General features: G+C 58.6%; 13 protein-coding genes and 1 tRNA gene. 9 read left to right on the top strand and 5 right to left on the bottom strand.

Annotation, left to right across the window (positions count from 1 at the left end; all coding sequences use genetic code 11):
- Positions 1-171 precede the first annotated feature (171 nt).
- The 5 genes from ACXWTF_RS03735 (at position 172) to ACXWTF_RS03715 (ending at position 5,159) form a co-directional block, all read left to right on the top strand.
- Positions 172-993 (top strand): alpha-E domain-containing protein, encoded by an 822-nt coding sequence (locus ACXWTF_RS03735; protein WP_461713668.1) that lies wholly within the window; start codon positions 172-174, stop codon positions 991-993.
- 354 nt (positions 994-1,347) lie between these two features.
- Positions 1,348-2,622 (top strand): circularly permuted type 2 ATP-grasp protein, encoded by a 1,275-nt coding sequence (locus ACXWTF_RS03730; RefSeq protein ID WP_461713667.1) that lies wholly within the window; start codon positions 1,348-1,350, stop codon positions 2,620-2,622.
- Between the two features lies 1 nt (position 2,623).
- Positions 2,624-3,280 carry an alpha-E domain-containing protein gene (locus ACXWTF_RS03725; RefSeq protein WP_461713666.1) on the top strand — a complete coding sequence of 219 codons (657 nt, stop codon included), beginning with the start codon at positions 2,624-2,626 and terminating at the stop codon, positions 3,278-3,280.
- 3 nt (positions 3,281-3,283) lie between these two features.
- Complete coding sequence (locus tag ACXWTF_RS03720) at positions 3,284-4,240, top strand: M14 family metallopeptidase (RefSeq protein ID WP_461713665.1); 957 nt, start codon at positions 3,284-3,286, stop codon at positions 4,238-4,240.
- Positions 4,227-5,159, top strand: coding sequence for a M14 family metallopeptidase (locus tag ACXWTF_RS03715; RefSeq protein ID WP_461713664.1), 933 nt, complete (start codon positions 4,227-4,229; stop codon positions 5,157-5,159). The genes ACXWTF_RS03720 and ACXWTF_RS03715 overlap by 14 nt, the downstream gene beginning before the upstream one ends.
- A 20-nt stretch (positions 5,160-5,179) precedes the next feature.
- Here ACXWTF_RS03715 and ACXWTF_RS03710 read toward each other — a convergent pair whose 3' ends face one another.
- Genes ACXWTF_RS03710 through ACXWTF_RS03700 form a run of 3 tightly spaced genes read right to left on the bottom strand, consistent with a single transcriptional unit; the run spans position 5,180 to position 12,018 of the window.
- Positions 5,180-6,151, bottom strand: coding sequence for a transglutaminase family protein (locus tag ACXWTF_RS03710; RefSeq protein WP_461713663.1), 972 nt, complete (start codon positions 6,149-6,151; stop codon positions 5,180-5,182).
- A gap of 2 nt (positions 6,152-6,153) precedes the next feature.
- Complete coding sequence (locus ACXWTF_RS03705; protein WP_461713662.1) at positions 6,154-8,646, bottom strand: circularly permuted type 2 ATP-grasp protein; 2,493 nt, start codon at positions 8,644-8,646, stop codon at positions 6,154-6,156.
- The gene (locus tag ACXWTF_RS03700) at positions 8,647-12,018 is read right to left on the bottom strand and encodes a transglutaminase family protein (RefSeq protein ID WP_461713661.1); all 3,372 of its coding nucleotides are present in this window, start codon (positions 12,016-12,018) and stop codon (positions 8,647-8,649) included.
- 306 nt (positions 12,019-12,324) lie between these two features.
- Between ACXWTF_RS03700 and ACXWTF_RS03695 the strand changes: the two genes are divergently transcribed.
- Together ACXWTF_RS03695 and ACXWTF_RS03690 are read left to right on the top strand one after the other, a co-directional pair.
- Positions 12,325-12,807: a glutathione peroxidase gene (locus ACXWTF_RS03695; protein WP_461714565.1), complete on the top strand. Its 483-nt coding sequence runs from the start codon at positions 12,325-12,327 to the stop codon at positions 12,805-12,807.
- 206 nt (positions 12,808-13,013) lie between these two features.
- Positions 13,014-13,598 carry an ankyrin repeat domain-containing protein gene (locus ACXWTF_RS03690; RefSeq protein ID WP_461713660.1) on the top strand — a complete coding sequence of 195 codons (585 nt, stop codon included), beginning with the start codon at positions 13,014-13,016 and terminating at the stop codon, positions 13,596-13,598.
- Between the two features lie 322 nt (positions 13,599-13,920).
- Here ACXWTF_RS03690 and ACXWTF_RS03685 read toward each other — a convergent pair.
- Together ACXWTF_RS03685 and ACXWTF_RS03680 are read right to left on the bottom strand one after the other, a co-directional pair.
- Positions 13,921-13,997, bottom strand: a tRNA-Ile gene (locus ACXWTF_RS03685).
- A 37-nt stretch (positions 13,998-14,034) separates the two neighbouring features.
- Positions 14,035-15,144 carry an FtsW/RodA/SpoVE family cell cycle protein gene (locus ACXWTF_RS03680; protein WP_461713659.1) on the bottom strand — a complete coding sequence of 370 codons (1,110 nt, stop codon included), beginning with the start codon at positions 15,142-15,144 and terminating at the stop codon, positions 14,035-14,037.
- A gap of 123 nt (positions 15,145-15,267) precedes the next feature.
- Between ACXWTF_RS03680 and ACXWTF_RS03675 the strand changes: the two genes are divergently transcribed.
- Positions 15,268-16,251, top strand: a complete 984-nt coding sequence (locus tag ACXWTF_RS03675) for an RluA family pseudouridine synthase (RefSeq protein ID WP_461713658.1) — start codon at positions 15,268-15,270, stop codon at positions 16,249-16,251.
- Positions 16,190-17,446 carry a hypothetical protein gene (locus ACXWTF_RS03670; RefSeq protein WP_461713657.1) on the top strand — a complete coding sequence of 419 codons (1,257 nt, stop codon included), beginning with the start codon at positions 16,190-16,192 and terminating at the stop codon, positions 17,444-17,446. The genes ACXWTF_RS03675 and ACXWTF_RS03670 overlap by 62 nt, the downstream gene beginning before the upstream one ends.

Here is a 17,446-nt window from a genome sequence, read left to right as displayed (position 1 = left end):
AGTTTATTTCTGTGAATTAACCCATATTTCATGCTAAAAAAGTGCAGTTTGTACAAAAGTTAATCAGACAATCGGCTCTCTCCTTCGTTTGGCGTTTTATAATGGTCAAAATCTATGCTCGAAACCGTGTTTGAGCCCGACTGGACCCGCCGTATCAGCAGGAGGCGCACAATGAACGCAGTACACGTACCCCCGGTCGACAGAGACCCCAAACATATCTGGACCTTCAACGTTGTGACGCTTTTCAAAAGGCTTCGTGACTATCTCAACGGCTATGCCGATTACCGGCAGTACCCGAGCATCAAATTCGTCGAAACCTGGCCCCAGCACAGCCATGAGCACCAGCTCCTCACGACCTACGTCGCGACCAACCTCTACTGGTTCGGGCGGCACCTTCAGCGGGTCGAATCGACCCTGATCGACGTGCTGGAGCTCTTCAACAAGGTCATCGACACCGACAAAGAAGCAGGCGTACGCTATTTCGACCATCTCGGCATCGAACTGCAGTACAAGAACGCGCAGGACTTCCTGCAGCAGGCCGTCTTCGGCGAGCACCCCGCCAACCTGGCCGGCATCATGAGCAGTGCCCGGGAAAACGCCATTATCTGCCGCCCCCACCTCGACGCCGAAGCCTTCGGGGAGACGATCAGGCTCTTCAACCTCCTCGATACCTCTTTAAAGACCGACGCCAAGGTCGACTACCGCTTCATCGGCGATGCCCTCTCCCTCATCAACGAGATCTGGGGGATCATGGCCCGCGGCCTTCTGCGGCGCAAAAGCGACCAGTTCATCCGGCTGGGCAAACTGATCGAGAAGGTCGACCTCCACCTCCGCCACGGCAAGGACGGGAACGAATCGGTCATCTACCTGCATAACATCCTCATTACCGCGCAGCGGATCGCGCCGGAGGCGGAGATGCTCATTGATGAAAAAGATGACGAGGCTAACCTTGACGCCATCAACGATCTCTTTGACAACCTGATCGTGGCCTAGATGCGTAAAAAGTTCCTCAACCGCACCCCGCCTGCCACCACATTCTGGCACCGGATCAGCCTGAAAGAACGCCCGTTCATCAAGTCCACGGACCGGGGCGGCTAGCCCGCCGTGCACTGACGAAAAAACAAACACCACAAAAGCACCAAATAAAAGCATTTTCTCATAGAATATGCAATATGATCTTATATACCCACACCACCCTTGCTACCGTGGTCCCACGGAACGGAGTGATGTTCGCATACAAGCATCAAGGGAGATACATTGATAGAAGAAACCGGAAAACTACACGAAAAGTTCTGGGAAATTTTTTCCCGGCAGGATCGACAGAAAGTCGAAGAGTTTCAGCGCTACATGGACAAGTTCGCTGTCAACTTCAATCTTTATAAAGACGGAAACTTCATCGAACGTTCACTGCCTTTTGACGTCATCCCCCGTATCATCTCCAAGCAGGAGTTCGGCAAGATGCAGCGCGGCCTCGAGCAGCGCATCACCGCACTGAACCTCTTCCTGGAAGACCTTTACACCGATGCCAAGATCGTCAAGGACGGCATCATTCCCGAAACCTTCATCCACCAGGCGAAGGGGTACCTCAAAGAGTTCGTCGGTTTCTCCCCGTCACAGAAAGTACGGACGCACATCAACGGTATCGACCTCGTCAAGGATACCAAGAGCGATGAGTGGGTCATCCTCGAAGACAACCTGCGTGTCCCCAGCGGGGCGAGCTACCCCCTTTCCATCCGCGACACCTACCGCAAGATCTACCCGGAGTTCTTCGAAGAGCTCAAGATCGAGCCGATCAAGCAGTACTCCTCCTACCTTCGCAACGCGATGGAGTACGTCAATACCGGCGGCATCAACGTCGTCCTGACCCCGGGCCGCTACAACTCGGCGTATTATGAGCACAGCTACCTCGCCGGGCAGATCGGGGCCGAACTGGTCCGCGCCGCCGAACTCGTCGTGGAGAACAAGGTCCTCTACTTCAAAAACTACGACGGCCGCCGCATCCGCGTCGGGGCGGTCTACCGCCGTCTGGACGACGACTTCCTTGACCCCAAGTTCTTCAATCCCGAAAGCCTCATCGGCGTGCCGGGCATCATCGAAGCCTACCTCGCGGGCAACGTGGCAATCATGAACGCCGTCGGCAACGGGGTGGCGGACGACAAGGGGATCTACTACTTCGTTCCGCAGATGATCAAGTACTACCTGGGCGAAGAGCCCATCATGCACAACGCGCCGACCTACCTGCCCTATTTTGAAAAGGACAAGAAGTACATCTTCGACAACATCGACAAGCTCGTCGTCAAGGATGTCGCAGAGGCCGGCGGCTACGGCGTCATGTTCGGGCACGCCATGTCCAAGATCCAGCTCGAGGACCTCAAGACGATCATCGAGGCCAACCCGCGCCGCTTTATCGCCCAGGAGCTTGTCGAGTTCTATGACGAGGAGTGTCTGATCAAAGGGGAACTGAGTCCCCGCAAGGCGGACTTCCGCGCCTACGTCGTCATGGGCGAGAAGGTCAATGTCTGGGAGTGCGGGCTGACGCGCTACGCGATGGAAGCAGGCAACTACCTTGTCAACTCGTCGCAGGGCGGCGGGTTCAAAGACACCTGGGTCATGGAGCTTTAAGATGGATCAACTGCTGAGCACCAACGTCGCCACCAATCTCTACTGGTTCGGACGCCACCTGCAGCGCGTCGAAACAACCCTCGTCGATGTCATCGAGATCTTCGACTGCAGCATCGACACGGACAAGGACGCCGGCCGGCGCTATTTCGAGCACCTCGAGATCGAGCTCGACTACGCCAACGCTTCCCAGTTCCTCGACAACGCTATCTTCGGCGAGCACCCTTCCAACCTGGCGGAGATCATGCGTTTCGCCCGCGAAAACGCGATCATCTCCCGGGCCTATATCGATACGGACGCCTTCGGCGAGACCATCCACCTCGCCGAACGCTTTGACCATGCCTCGAAAAGCGCCGTCTACGTCGACTACCGCTTCGTCGACGACGCCCTCTCCCTCGTCAACGAGATCTGGGGGAGCATGAACCGCGGCCTGATCCGCTGCAAAAGCGACCACTTTATCCGCCTGGGCAAACTGACCGAGAAGGTCGACCTACACCTGCGCCACGGCAAGGATGGGGAAGAACCCGTCGAGTACCTCAACACCATTCTGCAAACGGCGCAGAAGATCGCGCCCGAGGCCAAACTGGCCATCTCCCGCACCGACGAAGAGGCCAACCTCGACGCCATCAACGCCCTCATAGACGAGCTGGTCGTCTACTAGACCATGGCCCCCGAAATCACCGAGATCTTCTCCTCCGAACTGCCGGTAGGGGAGACGCTGCGCATCCAGCGCGCCCGTTTTGCACCGGAAAAACCCGACGCCGATGCCAAACGCATCAGCATCGTCAGCGGCATCCATGGCGATGAGCTCGAGGGGCAGCTTGTCATCTACCTCCTGGCGGCCTGGCTGCGCGACCATCCCGAAGCGCTGCGGGGGACGGTCGACCTCTACCCCGCCGTCAACGCCCTGGGGGTCGACACCATCATCCGGGGCTTCCCCCTCTACGAGATCGACCTCAACCGCGCCTTCCCCGGGGCACGCAACGACTTCCTGCCCGCACAGGTGGTCCACGCCCTGGCCGAGGACGTCGAAGGCAGCGATATCGCCATCGATATCCACTCCTCCAACATCTTCCTGCGCGAGATCCCGCAGATCCGCATCAACAAGGCCTTCTCCGAGGCGACCCTTCCCCTGGCCAAACGGCTCAACTGCGACTTCATCTGGATCCACGACGCCGTCACGGTGCTCGAGGCGACCTTTTCGCACACGATGAACGAACGGGGGACGAAGACCCTCGTCGTCGAGATGGGGGTGGGGATGCGCCTGACCAAGGCCTACGGGCGGCAGCTGCTGCGGGGCATTCTGAACCTTATGCGCGAGGAGGGGATCATCGAGACCCCGACGGAGTTCAAGGTCCGTGAGCCCTTCACCTCCCAGGTCGGGGAGGTCTTCTACATCAATGCCCCCGCCGCCGGTCTTTTCGTCCCCGCCCTCGATCACTGCGACGTCATTGAAAAAGAGCAGTGGATCGGCGATATCGTCGACCCGCTCAGCGGTGCGGTGCGCGAATCCCTCTACGCCCCCAACGGCGGTATTTTGTTCACCCTGCGCGAATACCCCGTCGTCTACGAGGGTTCCCTGCTTGCACGGATTTTCGGAGTACCCAATGAAAAAAATTGAGATCCTGAAACTCGAATCCCTCAGCCGGGCGCCGATGGTCGTCGAGGGCTACCTCTTTGAAGGGAGTGACCCCGACGCCCCCAGCGTCGCCGTGATCGGTGCCATGGAAGGGGCGACGACCCTGCCGCTGTACAGCGCCTCCAAACTGGTCGATTTCCTGCGCAATAAGCTCGGGACGGAAAAGATCCTCGGAAGCATCCTCGTCATCCCCTCCGTCAACCACTATGCCCTCAACATCAACGAGCGCTTCTGGCCCCTGGACAAGACCGATATCAATATGATGTTCCCCGGGTACGGCGAGGGGGAAACGACCCAGCGCATTGCCCACAGGCTCTTTGAAGCAATCCAGGGCTACGACTACGGCATCATCCTGGAGACCCGCTCGGACCTCGCCACCTGTCTGCCCTACGTCAAACTCTTCAAGACCGGCTACGAAGATGTCGACAGCGCGCGTAAACTCGGGCTCAAAGTCATCCACCACCGTGAACCCGAATCGATCGAGACGGTGTCGCTGCAGTACAACTGGCAGCTGTGGGGCACCAAGGCGTGCTCGGTCATCTGTCCGCACCAGCCCCTGATCGACCCCGAATCCGCCGGGGTCATCCTCGACAGCCTCATCAATTTCCTCAGCCACAGCCGTATCATCCGGTATGAAACCTTCAACGGCTACGATTCGACCGTTGTGAGCCGCGAGCGCATCGAGATCGTTCAAAGCCCCTACAGCGGGATCTTCATCCCGACAAAAAAACCCGGTACGACGGTCTCCAAGGATGATACGATCGGCAAGATCGTCCACGCCCTGGAAGGCGAGGTCGTCCACCGTTTCCTCGCGCCTTGCGACGGGATGATCACCTGTACCTACATGCACTCGCTGATCTTCGAAAACGCCGTCGCCTACCGCATCGCCAAGATCCATTGAACCCGCAGGGGAGCAGTGACCTACTTCGTCGATTGTGACTGTGATTGCGTCTGCGACTGCGACTGCGATTGTGACTGGGTAGGGGCCGTCTCCTCCGCTTCCAACGAAGCGCGGCGGACATCCACACGGACGCTGAGGCGGCTCTGTCCGCTTCCGCGCACCACCCCTTTGAGCGGCGAGATATCCTTGTAATCCCGCCCGTGCCCCATGACGATGTGCTGTTCCAGGGGAATGATGTTGTTCGTCGGGTCGAGGTCGAGCCAGCCGCCGCCGGGCACGTAGAGCGACACCCAGGCGTGCGACGCGTCGGCGCCGAAAAGCTTCACCGTCCCTTCGGGCGGGATGGTCTCGATGTAGCCGCTCACGTAACGGGCCGGCAGCCCGATGGAACGCAGTGCCGCGAGTGCCAAATGTGCAAAGTCCTGGCAGACCCCCTTCTTCTCGTCGAAAATGGTCGTCACCGGCGTCGTCAGGTCGCTGAAGGCGGGGTTGAACTCGAAGTCTTTGAAAATGCGCCCCATCAGCTCTTCGCCGGCCTCGAAAAGGCTGCGCTCCGGATGGAACGACTCCAGGGCATAGTCGCGCAGCGGCGCAATATCGACAGGAACCAGGTCCGAGGCAAAGAGGAACTGCTTCGCGGCGATGTCACGCGTGTTGAAGCCGGAGAGGCGCTGCAATGCCTTCTCGTAGCTCATCGCCCCCTTTCTGAGCCGTTCAATCGCCCGCTGCGCCTCTTTGATCCTGCGGCGCACCCGCGAATGCCCCGTGACCGTCAGGGAGGTGTGGGGTTCGCGCAGCAGGAGGTGGTGGTTGGTATTGCCGAACATATCGACAAAGGCATGGATCTCCGACGCGTACGGCTCCGCATCGAGCCGGAAGGAGAGCAGTTCCTGGTCCCGGCTCTCTTTGGGCTTCAGCCGCGCGATGTTGTGGCTGAAGGTCACCTGACTCTGATAATGGAAGACCGTTTCGTGAAAAATATCGTAGATCATGCTCACTCGTCGTAATGGGAAAAATAGGTTTTGGAAAACTCGTCCGACGCCTTCATGAAAAGCTCGGAGAGTTCGGACAGCAGCGTATCGAGCTCGGTGTAGATGCCATCGGACTCCTCATAGGTCAGCAGTGCCTGCGCGGTGGCGAGCTTCAGGCGCGAATAGGCCTGAAAGATCGGCGCCTCGTACTGTGTCAGATGGGTGCGGGACTTCGGCAGGTCCTTCAGGTCCGAGAGCAGTTTCTGGGTCTGGTAGGTCAGCGATTTGGGATACTGCGGGTTGAGCAGCAGAAACTCGATGACGTTCTCGAGCTGCAGGGCGCTGCGGTAGTGGGCACGGTAGGCGTTGAAGCTTTCGCAGGTGTTGAGCAGCGCTTCGAGCAGTTCGTACTCCTCGGCTTTCTCCTGACGCGGGCAGAGCAGGGAGCGCGCCTTGGAGATCAGCAGCTGCACACTCTCCATCCGGTAGCCGATATCGTACAGCACCAGCCCCTGCTCGCGGAACATGCTCTCTTCGACCAGCTCCTTGTACGCCAGCAGGTTCACATGCAGCTTGTCCATCTCGTTGACGATGGTACGGTTCATGCGGGTATTGGCGCTGCAGAACGCCTGCCACTCCCACTGGAGCTTGTCGAAGAGTTTCCACGCCTCGATTCCCAGCAGGTTCTTGATACTGACGTTCGACCCCGAAAGCATCGCCAGTGTAAAGGAGAGCGACCCGACCCGGCTCTGCTCTTTAAGCACGGAGACGATCTCTTTCATCGGGTTCTCCAGGAGCTTGTCGGCCTTTTTCTTATCCAGGAACCCCGGATAGGTCATCGTCATGTGCGTGATCGCGCGCAGCAGCTGGTGCTGCGACTCCCCGGCGGTGTTCGACTCGTCGCGATAGACGTTGATGAGGCGCTTGACCGCGTAGCGGATAAGGCGCGTCGTGATAATAGCCCGTGAGAGGTAGCGCCCCAGCCAGAAGAGGTTCTCCGCCCGGCGGGTCGGGATCTGGTCGATGGAGGCATCGATGCAGGGCAGCTGTTTGAACGGATTGCTCGGCGCGCGCTCCTCCTCCTCGCCGACGATCCAGAGGTCCTTGCTGGTGCCCCCTTTTTGCGACGAGATCAGGAAAGCGTCTTTTTGCGAGGCGACGCGCACGAGCCCGCCGTTCATCACCCAGTATTGGCTGCCGCGCTTGAAGGCGTAGGAGCGGATGACGGCATTGCGCGGTTCGACGGACTCCCCGGTAAAGTACGGCACGGTGGAGAAGCCGATCTCCTCCTGCGCCACGTAGAGGTGCGGCGCCGCCTTCAGCCGTGCCCTCAGTGCATCGAGCTCCCCGGCGTCCATCTTCCGGCCGAAGTAGACCGTGGCACTCTCCGTGCGGTCGATATGTTTGACGATCAGTTTATCCAGGTGTTTGAGGACATATTCGAGTTCGCCGGGCTGCCCGCACCACCAGGTGGCGATCTGGGGCAGGATCAGCTCTTCATCGAGGAAGAACTTCGCAATGTTCTTCATAAAGGGGTTGAAGCCGAGGTTCTCGAGAATACCGCTGCCCACAGGATTGATCATCGCCAGGTTCTCCCGGCGCGCGGCATCGACGAGCCCAGCGACCCCCAGGTGCGAATCGCTTTTCAGCTCCAGCGGATCGCAGTAGCGGTCGTCCACCCGGCGCAACAGGGTGTTGATCCGTGTCAGGCCGCTGAGGTTTTTGAGCCAGAGTGCCCCATCCTTGGACAGCAGGTCCTCCCCCTGTACCAGACTGATCTCCAGCAGGGAGCTGAGATAGGCGTGTTCGAAGTAGGTTTCGTTGTGCGGTCCCGGTGTCAGCAGGGCCGCCTTCGAGCGGTCCCCCCCGCTGAGACGGTCGATCATCGATTTCATCTCGTCGATGAAACCGGCGAGCCGGCGGGTGTGTACCCCCGGGTAGAGCGATTTGGCGATGATGTTCATGCTCAGACGGTTTTCAACGGCGTAGCCCAGCCCCGAAGGTGCCTGGATACGGTCGTTGACGACCCAGAACTTCCCGTCGGGCCCACGGGCCATGTCCGTCGCATAAAAGAAGAGCTCGAAATCCGTTTTGTGCCCGAACCCGAACACCTCCGGCGCATACCCTTTGTGGGCGTAGACCACTTCGGCGGGCAGGATTCCCTGCCGCAGCAGGTGCTGGTCCCCGTAGAGGTCGCGCAGCATCAGGTCAAAAAGCTTGGCACGCTGGCGCAGCCCTTTGACGACCCGGTCCCACTCCGTCTGGGTGACGACAAAGGGGATGGGATCGAGGGTCCAGCGCCGTTTGGTGATCCCGTCGGGGGCGTCGTAGACGTTGTAGGTGACGCCGTTCTCTTCGAGACTCCAGTCCAGCTCCGCCTGCTTGGCTTTCAGCCCCTCGATACCGGTCGCCTCGATCTGGTCGCAGATCGTCTGCCAATGCGGGCGGCACTGCCGCTGCGCATCGACCATCTCGTCAAAGGAGCTTTCGGAAAAATAGCGGTCGAAGATCCCCATTTACACCCGTGTCCACTTGCGTCTGAGGTCGAGCGTATGCGGGTATTCCGCACTGCGCGGCAGCTCCTGGAACACAAAAACCTTGCTGCCGGCATGTTTCTCGGCCACTTTGCGCGCCACTTCATGCTCCCCTTTGGGCAGCGCCTGCTCGACGACATGGGTCGGTACCTCATCGACACTGCCCTGGGTATGGTTGAAGCCCCAGAAGCGGTTGATACGGCGTGACTCCGCCTCGTAGCTGTTGACGGGGAAGGTGTCGTAACTGCGGCCGCCCGGGTGGGAGACATAATAGGTCATCCCGCCGATAGAGCGCTGGTTCCAGCGGTCGACGACATCGAACGTGAGCGGGGTATCGACCCCTATTGTCGGATGCAGCGCCGACCACGGCTCCCACGCCTTGTACTTGACCCCGGCGACGAACTCCCCTTCGATGCCCGTCGGGTTCAGCGGTACCGCGACCCCGTTACAGGTCAGCACATAGCGCTCCGGGACGAAGTTGTTTACCTTCACCTGGACGCGTTCCAGCGACGAGTCGACGTAGCGCGACGTCCCCTGCGAACCGCTCTCCTCCCCAAGAACGTGCCACGGCTCGATGGCCGCGCGCAGTTCGAGGTGGACATTCTCCACCGTCGCCATGCCGTAGAGCGGGAAGCGGAACTCGAAGAAGGGGTCGAACCAGTCCAGTTCGAAGGGGTAGCCTTCGGAGTTGAGGAATCGGACGATATCGGCGATATCCTCCTTAACGTAGTGCTCCAGCAGGAACTTGTCGTGCAGCTGGGTCCCCCAGCGCACCAGCTTGTGGCGATAGGGCTTGCGCCAGAAAAGCGACACCAGGGTACGCACCAGCAGCATCTGCATCAGGGCCATCTGTGAATGCGGCGGCATGTCGAAACCGCGCAGCTCCAGGATCCCCAGGCGGCCGGTACTTGAATCGGGCGAATAGAGCTTGTCGATACAGAACTCGGAGCGGTGGGTGTTGCCGGTGATGTCGGTGAGCATATGGCGGAAGAGCCGGTCGGTAAGCCAGTAGGGCACCTCCGTGTTCTCGGGGATCTGCGCAAAGGCGATCTCCAGCTCGTAGAGGTTCTCCGCCCGTCCTTCGTCGACCCGCGGGGCCTGGGACGTCGGACCGATAAAGGCACCGGAGAAGAGGTAACTCAAAGAGGGGTGGTGCTGCCAGAAGGTGACGAGGCTGCGCAGCAGTTCCGGGCGGCGCAGCAGCGGGCTGTCGTGCGGGGTCATCGCCCCGATGGTGACGTGGTTCCCCCCGCCCGTTCCCGTATGCTTGCCGTCGACCATGAATTTCTCTGTTCCCAGCCGCGACTGGCGCGCATCCTCGTAAAGTCCGAGCATTGTTTCGGTCAGTTCGCTCCAGTTCTTCGCGGGGTGGATGTTGACTTCGATGACGCCCGGGTCCGGGGTCACCTTGATGCGTTCGATGCGGTTGTCGTGGGCCGGTTCGTACCCTTCCAGGACGACTTTGATATTGAGCTTCGCCGCGACCGCCTCGATGGAGGCCATAAGGTCCAGGAAAGCCTCGGTATGGTTGAGCGGCGGCAGGAAGATGTAGAGCTTGCCGTCGCGTACTTCCGTACTGATCGCCGTCCGCACGAAAGCGTCGTAGCGGTTCGCCTCCGTCGTGTCCGGCACCGCCGCTTCGCAGCGCGCCCGCGCGTCGTCGAGGTAATCCCCCAAGGCAGGGGACTCCGCGAACAGGTCGGGTTCGAAGTTCTGCGCCAGCTCCACATGGGGTTTGGCCATCAGCGATTCCAGCGGCATCCGCAGGCCCAGCGGCGAGTTCCCCGCACTGAGGAAGAGTTTCCCACGGCGGAACTCCCAGGCCGAGGTAATCCAGCGGGTCTGGCCGTAGCCCAGCGGCAGGACATAGCCCACCGGGTTGGCCAGCCCCTGCTGCAGCAGCTGTGCCAGGGTGCGGCGCTCAAGCGGGTCCTCCAGGTCGAACTTCTCCGGATCGACGTCGGCGGGGAGCTCCGCCTCTTTCATCACATAGTAGACCGGGTCTTCATAGGCTGCGATCATGTTCTTGTCGCTGACGCCCAGGGTCAGGGCCAGCAGTTCCATAAAGCGCTTTGCATCCTCGGTCGTATAGCTGTAGGTCGCATTCATATCGGCAAAGAGGTTCGGGTTGCGCCAGATCGGTTTGCCGTCTTTACGCCAGATGACCGATTTCTGCCAGCGCGGCAGCGGTTCGCCCGGGTACCATTTCCCCTGGGCGTAGTGCAGCATTCCGCCCTTGCCGAAGCTCCCCAGCAGACGGTGGGCAAGGACATCGGCCCGTTCGCGTTTGTGCTCGCCGTCGGCCTCGGTGTTCCACTGCTCGGACTCCATGTCGTCGATGGAGACAAAGGTCGGCTCGCCCCCCATCGAGAGGCGGACATCGTTGGCCTCGAGCTCTTTGTCGACCTCGAACCCGAGGTTGTAGATCGCCTCCCACTGTTCGTCGCGGTAGGGCTTGGTGACCCGGGGGGATTCGAAGATCCGCGTCACGGTGTTGGAGTAGTCGAACTCCGTTTCGCACTTGTCCGTTGCCCCGTCGATGGCGTGAGCACTGTCGTAGTGGGGCGTACACGCCAGGGGGATATGCCCCTCTCCGGCAAAGAGGCCGCTGGTCGCATCGAGTCCGATCCACCCTGCCCCCGGGACATACACTTCCGTCCAGGCGTGCAGGTCCGTAAAGTCCGCTTCCGGGCCGCTCGGACCGTCAAGGGACTTGACGTCCGCGGTGAGCTGCACGAGGTAGCCCGAGACGAAGCGCGCCGCGAGTCCCAGGTGGCGCAGCACCTGCACGAAGAGCCAGGCGTAGTCGCGGCAGCTCCCCAGTTTGTTGCCCAGGGTCACTTCGCAGGTCTGCACGCCGGGGTCGAGACGGATCGTATAGTCAAGGTACTTGTGGATCTCGGTATTAAGGTAGACGAGGAAGTCGTTTATATTGCGTTTCGTCTTCAGGTCGAGCGACTCCATGAACGTCTTGAGCTTTTTGCCTTTGTCCGTAATCTCGAGGTAGGGCAGCAGCTCCTTTTTCAGTTCCGGCTTGTATTTGAACGGGAAGTCCTTCGCATACTCGTCGACAAAGAAATCGAAGGGGTTGATGGTGATCAGGTCGGCGATGATCTCGACGTCGATGCTCATCTCTTTCGTCTTTTCCGGGAAAACGATACGGGCAAGGTAGTTGCCGAACGGGTCCTGCTGCCAGTTGATAAAGTGGTTTTCGGGCTTGATCTTAAGCGAGTAGGCCTCGATCGGCGTACGGCTGTGCGGCGCGGGGCGTAAACGGATGGTATGCGGCGAGAGCGACACATAACGGTCATAATGGTAAGCGGTTTTGTGGGAGATAACGACTTTGAGCGCCATAGTTTTCCTTGTGCGTCCTAGGAATATCCGTGCATTATATACTCTTCTCGATTCAACTTCGGGAAAACGACGCCTATTTTTCACCCACTTCCGCCGGGCGCTCCACAGCTTTTCACACCCCGGATCCACCGCTGTTCCCGGGCACCGCTCCTTTTGCAGCAGCTGGGCGGCACTTTCGATGTTACAATGCGGTATCAGACCGACAGATCCGCCACAGGGAGGAAGCCAATGACACAACGCACGCTACGGGGACTTTTCTGGTTCCTTCTGCTCATTTCCATCCAAAACTGCGCCAAGGAGAATACGATGACCGACATCTACGCTTTTCACGTTAACACCATTGACGGCAGCACCACAACGCTTGAACCCTACCGCGGCAAGGTCATGCTGATCGTCAACGTCGCCAGCCGCTGCGGTTTTACCCCGCAGTACGAGGGGCTTGAAGCGCTCTATGAAAAATACAGCTCCCGGGGCCTGGTCGTCCTCGGCTTCCCCTGTAACCAGTTCGGTTCCCAGGAGCCCGGGACAGAGAAGGAGATCATGACCTTCTGCCGGAGCAATTTCGGGGTCACCTTCCCGATGTTCGCCAAGATCGATGTCAACGGCGACGACGCCCACCCCCTCTACCGCCACCTCAAAAAGGCCCAGAAAGGGGTACTTGGCAGCGAGGCGATCAAGTGGAACTTCACCAAGTTCCTCGTCGACCGCAGCGGCAACGTCGTCGAACGCTTTGCACCTTCGACCAAACCCAAAGAACTTGAAAGCGCGATTGAATCATTGCTTGATTAATCTCATACTAGTATTCTTACGTCAGTACTCGATATTTTTTGCACAGAGGAATACACCTTCATCCCTAGTCCAAAAACGCTAGAGGTCATAGATCGTCACCTAGTATTTGATCAATCAAGAAACTGCTTGACATATCACATCCCAACGTAATAGAATGTCCTTGTTTTCTAAAAAAAACAGATGTTTTCGCTCAAAGGATAGGGAAGATGAAGAAGGGGATTAAATTCTTTATCGCCATTACAGTGCTTGGTATTTCTATGGGTGGTTGTACGTCGAAATGCTATCAGGCTGGGGAAGATATGCAGGTCGCAAAAGATTTGGTCTTAAACGATAACGTAAATATGAGATGCGACATGCCTCGAAGAACTGCATTACACTATGCTGCAATGCAAGGCAACAGCAAGATAGCTGAGTATTTGATTGACAATGGCGCCAATGTTAATGCATTAGACAAAAAAGGGAATACACCACTCCTTGTTCTTTCAAAAACACTTCATCAAGATATGACAGGCTCTATCAAAACAGCTAAGATTTTGATCGAGAACGGCGCTGATCCTTCCCGGATGAACAGCTCGGATGAAGATGCACTATACTATGCAAACTCCTGGGACAATTGGGATCTTGCCAAAGTACTGCAAGATGCGACGGACCCGAATTTTATCCTAGAACGCGATACCTTTTTGAAGGCTAAGAAGAAAGGCTCTCGAGAGGGGTACAAGGAGTTTTTATCTAAATATCCAGAGTCCGTATATGCAGATAAAGCTAGAAATCTACTAGCAGCTTTTGAGTAATTTTGACAGTTTATGTAACTTTCTTCCAGTTATAGCCCCTTCACCGCCCTTACCAACTCAAGGGGGAAAAGACCATTAAAAGACTACTTCTTGATAGAACTTAAAGAAGCCGTTTTGTCATATGCGTCTTCATACATCCGGTCAATCGGCAAGAGTTGCCACAGCAGTACTGTTCTGTTTAGCCAAAGAAGAAACCGCATCCTTGCTTTTTCAACGCTTTTCCAGACCCTAGAGATCACCACCATCGGTCTGTATGGTGACAGTTTGGTGACAGTAGATTTTTCGAAGGATTTAAAAAACGGCTGAAACGCCCTAAAATAGATGGTGGGTCCTCAGGGACTCGAACCCTGGACCACCCCGTTATGAGCGGGGGGCTCTAACCAACTGAGCTAAAGACCCACATCCGGTGAAGGAGCGAATTATACTTTCGCGCCCTTTAGACGAAGCTTTTTTTACCCCGCCGGTGGTAGAGCTCCATAAAGCGGAAGGCCATCAGGTTTTCGAGGATCCCGAAGAGGATCATGAAGTTGACAAAGCTGCTGCCCCCGTAGCTGAACATCGGCAGCGGAACGCCGACGACCGGGGCAAGCCCGATGGTCATGGCGATGTTGACGCCCATATAGACGAAGATCAACAGCGAAACCGAAGCACTGACGACCTTGATGTAGGGGTCATGGGTATAAAGGCTGATACCGAGCAGGTGGATGATGATCAGGGCATAGAGCCCGATCAGCAGCACCGCCCCCATAAACCCGAAACGCTCCACAACGTAGGCAAAAATAAAGTCGCTCGACGCAATGGGGAGGAACTTCATCTGTGTCTGGGTCGCCTCTTCCTTGGGCTTGCCGACAACGCCCCCCGAGCCGATGGCGATGATGGACTGCTGAACGTGGTAGCTCGGTTTTTCGCTCATGAAGTCCGTGATCCGCTGCTTCTGGTAATCATGCAGCTGGGTATAGATCAGCGGCAGCGAGACAATAAAACCTACCGCCAGCGTCAGCCAGATCTTCCAGCGCACCCCGACGAGGAAGAGCACCCCCACTCCCAGCAGCAGCAAGACGGTGGCCGTCCCCAGGTCGGGCTCCTTGGCGATCAGGAAAAAGGGGAGCAGAATATAGAACGACAGCTTCACAAAGGCGGCCCAGCTGTAACCGCCGTAGGGGGGCGGATTGCGCGAAACGAGATAGGCCAGCATCAGGATGAACGCCGGTTTCATCAACTCGGAGGGCTGCAGGGTAAAGTGGACGAAGGGGAGTTCGATCCAGCGCTTCGCCCCCAGGCGCGCATGCCCGAAGAACTCGACGGCGAGCAGCAGGCCGATGTTGAACCAGTAGAAGATCGGGATCATCCAGCTCAGCCGCCGTACGGGCAGGAAGAAGAAAAAGGTGAAGACGACCGCCCCGACGCCGACATAGACGAGATGCTTGTGCGCCAGGAGGGGGTGAATCTCCCCGATCAGCCACCCGGAGACCAGGACAAGGGGCACAACCAGCGCCGGGATGACAAAATCGAAGTGTGCTAAAATGCGTCTATCTATTCTGCGCAAGGCGCGTCCTCTCTTGTTTAGCATTAAGCGTTAAGCGTGCCAGACGAAGCGCGTGGGGATGACCCGTTCCCGCTTCCTGCCCAGCGCCTAATGCCCAGTGCCAAAATTATAACAAAGGTTCCCATGCAGCCAACTGTCCTGACTTTCGAAGCCGCCGGAGGCGAACGCCTCGACACCTTTCTGGGCCAGGCGATGAATGAGCCCCGCAACCAGATCGCCCACCTTATCAAAAACGGCCATGTCACCGTTGAGGCCAAGGCGGCGGCCAAGCCGGGGGTGAAGCTCAAAGCCGGCGAAAAAGTCACGGTCACGCTGCCGCAGATGGAGCCCGAAGAAGCACAGCCCATCGATTTCGATGTGCCCATCCTCTATGAGGATGACGACCTGCTCATCATCGACAAACCCAGCGGCCTCACCGTCCACCCCGCCCCCAGCGTCAAGGAACCGACCCTCGTCGACTGGCTCAAGCACCACAACATCCGTCTCTCGACGCTCAGCGGCGAGGAGCGCCACGGCATCGTCCACCGCCTCGACAAAGGCACCAGCGGCGTCATGATCGTCGCCAAAACAAACGAGGCCCACGACGCCCTTTCCAAACAGCTGCAGGACAAGAGTATGGGACGCTACTACCTCGCCGTCGTCACCCCGCCGCTCAAAGAGGATCTTACCCTGGTGGACAAGCCGATCGGCCGCAGCCCCCACAACCGCCTCAAGATGGCCGTCGTTCCCCACGGCAAGAGCGCGCAGACGCTCTTTAAAAAGCTGCTGCTCTCCAAAGATGAGAAGGAGGAGCTGATCGCCTGCAAACTCTTTACGGGGCGCACCCACCAGATCCGCGTTCACCTGGAGAGTTTCAGCCGCCACATCCTCGGCGACCATTTATACGGCATTAAGAGCAATCCCGATAAAATCCAGCGTATTCTGCTGCACGCCTACACGCTCTACTTCACCCATCCGCGGACGGGGGAGACGATGCGTTTCGCGGCCCCGCTTCCCGCGGCGCTCACCGAGAGGCTGCAGTCGCATTTCCCTACGGAGACACTGGATGATGAGACGCTCGCCCCTGATCGTATCGGCACTCTTTTCGACACTGACACTGCTGATTAGCGGCTGTGTCGGGGAGCCCGCCCCCGCCGAACCTGTCGCTATCGACAACACCCTGCCCCAGGTCAGCATCAACGGCTACCTCAGCGACACCGCCGCCATCGCCTTTGAATGGAAGCCGGTCAAGGACCCGCGGGTAAAGGGCGTGCACATCTACCGCGACACCCCGGGCGGCGAAGACAACAAGCTCTACCGCATCGCCGCGATCGAGGACACCCTCCGTACCCACTACGTCGACACCGGTCTGCAGCCTGCGACGACCTACCGCTACCGCTTCACGACCGTCGACGCCAAGGGACGCGAATCGATGCCCGACAACACCGTTGCCGCCAAAACGCTGAGCCTCCCCGAACCCGTCAGCTACTTCACGGCGACCAAAGAGCTGGCACGCAGCGCCAAACTCCTCTGGCGTCCCCACCCGGATCTGCGCGTCGAGGGGTATGAGATCGAGCGCCTCGACCCGGGCGAGAAATCCTTCCACTGGATCGCCCGCATCGACGGCCGCCTCCACGCCGAACACATCGACCACGACCTCGACGACGACAGCGTCTACCGCTACCGCATCCTCGCCCGCACCTTCAGCGGCGAGAAAAGCGCCCCCTCCGCCGTCGTCACCGTCGCGACCAAACCGCTCCCGCTGCCGCCGTCGCAGCTTTCTGCCGGACGGGGAGCGATCCACAAAGTCGATCTGCAGTGGCAGCCCTCCCCCAACAAGGGGATCGTCTACTACAAGGTCTACCGTGCCGAGCGTGAGGACGGCTACTACAGCTACCGGGCCAAAGTCGCCCGCACCGCCTTCACGGACAAGGTCGATGAAAACGGTGCCCGCTACTTCTACAAGATCGCGGCCGTTGACAAGGATGAGCTGGAGAGCCTGCCGAGCGAACCCGCCGAAGGCACGACGATGGCCGCGCCCGCCGTTCCGGAACTGACCGGCCTCGCCCTGCGCAACAAGGCCGTGGTGGTACGCTGGAAAGCCCAGGACAGCCGCGCCGTCGGTTTTGAGCTGCTGAAGACGACCCGCAGCGGGTGGTTCGACAGTAAAGAGACCGTCATCCGCGATATCAAGACCGAAAGCTTCACGGATGTGAATGTCTCCCCGGGTCTGGAGTACAGCTACAAGGTGATCGCCGTCGACGCCAATGGGCTCAAGTCGGACCCTTCCGCGTCCAAGACCATCGTCCTGGAGGGCCAGTAA

It is taken from the genome of Thiomicrolovo sp. ZZH C-3 (assembly GCF_054862725.1).
This window is presented reverse-complemented; position numbering and strand designations above follow the sequence as displayed.